Source organism: Nocardia sp. TBRC8007, from assembly GCF_056629435.1.
This window is the reverse complement of sequence record NZ_JBWSOR010000251.1, coordinates 1-223: the sequence shown is the minus strand read 5'-3', so window position 1 is coordinate 223 and position 223 is coordinate 1. Positions and strand designations below refer to the sequence as shown.

Sequence of the window (223 nt, the reverse complement as noted above, 5' to 3'; positions counted from 1 at the left end):
CCCTCGATCAACTCCACCACAGTGGTATCGGTATCCACCGCCACGGTGGTGGCGTTGTAGTCCCGCAACAACCGGTCGCGTTCGGTATCGGTGAGCACCTCCACCGCCCCCACCACCAGCTGCGGGGTGGTCGCCACCTGTCGTAGTACCCGCACATACCGGGCCACGAGCGCCTCGACCGTCGCCCGGTCGAACAACTCGGTCGCGTATTCCACGAACCCGG

At 65.9% G+C, this 223-nt stretch carries 1 protein-coding gene; it reads right to left on the bottom strand.

Translation table 11 applies throughout. From position 1 onward, the window contains the following. On the bottom strand, window positions 1-223 hold a 223-nt coding region (locus tag ACX4ZE_RS23540), incomplete at both ends, for a hypothetical protein (protein WP_480275659.1).